Below are 1,686 nucleotides of genomic sequence, written 5' to 3'. Positions count from 1 at the left end.
TGATATGCTCCCCATAAGGTAGACAGATTAAAAAATAAAATCTGTTGACCTAAGGGGAGTATTTTTTATGGCCAGAAGTAACCATTCCGTTGAAGAGAAACTACAAATCCTTCATCTGTTAAATGAAGGGGACTATTCCCAAAGAGAATTATGTGAAAAGTTCTCTGTCGCTATAAAAACGATTAAACAATGGAAAATGAAATTTGATCAAGATGGTGTGGATGGGCTAATCGAATCGACTACCTGGAAAAAATATTCGAAGGAATTGAAATTGTATGCGGTTGAAGACTTTCTACACAAGGATTTACCGCGTCTTGAGATTCTTAAAAAATATAACATTAGTAGCGATTCTGTTTTAAGAAAATGGGTAAAAAAGTATACTAGTCATAGTGAGGTAAAAGATTCGGGTAAAGGAAGGAGCCGAACTATGACTAAGGGAAGAAAAACAACGCTTGAAGAACGTATTCAAATTGTCAATCATTGTTTAAGACATCAGAAAGATTATCAAGCAACGGCTGAAACGTACGGAGTTTCGTACCAACAGACTTACCAATGGGTAAAGAAATTTGAAGCAATTGGTGAAGCTGGTTTACATGATCGCCGCGGACGCACTAAAGAAGTAATTGAGTTAACAGCGGAAGAAAAACTACAAATAGAAATCAAACGAATCGAGCGTGAAAATGAACGATTACGCGGAGAAAATCTATTTTTAAAAAAGTTAGCGGAAATCGAAAGGAGGCATCATTAAGTCAAATCTATTTACAACAGCGCTATCTAGCGATTCAAGAGTTGCATCAAGAAACACAGCTGGCGATTATTTTACTCTGTGAAATTGCGGGTGTTTCGCGTGCTGCGTACTACAAATGGCTTCATCGAACAGCTCCAGCGAGGGAGTTGGAAAATGAGCGGCTATGGGCTGGGATTCAACTACTTGCGCAACAAGTAAAAGGCATATATGGCTATCGGCGTGTAACTTTAACAATTAACCGTTATCGAGTATTGGCCAATCAACCCCTAATTAATGAGAAGCGCATTTACCGGATTATGCGCACACATCATTTACAGTCGGTGATTCGCCGAAAACGGAAAGGTTATCGCAAAACAAAGGCTGACCATGTCGCAGACAATTTATTAAAACGCGAATTCAAAGCAGACAAGCCGAACGAAAAATGGTGCACGGATGTGACGGAATTCAAATATGGCGTCGGAAAAAAGGCTTATTTAAGTGCGATTATTGATTTATATGATGGATCAATCGTTAGCTATCGATTGGGTCGCTCGAATAATAATCCACTTGTGTTTGAGACGATAACCCCCGCCATTCAGAAACTGCCATTTTGGGCACGTCCGCTCATTCATAGCGATCGCGGATATCAGTATACATCAAAAGGTTTTAAACGAATAACAGACAAGGCAAATATGACCCATAGCATGTCACGTCCTGGTCGTTGTCTAGATAATGCGCCAATCGAAGGGTTTTGGGGCTCTTTGAAATGTGAAATGTATTATTTAAGCAAGTTTCACACTTACGAAGAGTTGGAAGGGGCGATTGCCTCGTATATTCACTTCTATAATACAAGTCGTTACCAAAAACGATTAAACGGCTTAAGCCCTTTAGAATTCAGAGCTCAAGCCGCTTAACGATTTTTTATTATTTCCACTGTCTACTTGACAGGGAGCAGTTCA

The 1,686-nt window shown here is 39.5% G+C and carries 1 protein-coding gene; it reads left to right on the top strand.

Annotated elements, in window-relative coordinates; translation table 11 throughout:
* The first annotated feature begins 67 nt into the window (after positions 1-67).
* A protein-coding gene (locus M3197_RS17130) for an IS3 family transposase (protein ID WP_251663100.1) occupies positions 68-1,641 on the top strand; the annotation gives its coding sequence in 2 pieces (ribosomal slippage) (positions 68-722 and positions 722-1,641; 1,575 coding nt in all).
* The last annotated feature ends 45 nt before the right edge of the window (positions 1,642-1,686 follow it).

This window comes from Sporosarcina aquimarina (assembly GCF_023715615.1).
In the GTDB taxonomy this organism is placed as follows: Bacteria; Bacillota; Bacilli; order Bacillales_A; family Planococcaceae; genus Sporosarcina; species Sporosarcina aquimarina_A.
The sequence above is the reverse complement of the archived record's forward strand: the minus strand, read 5'-3'. Positions and strand labels throughout refer to the sequence as shown.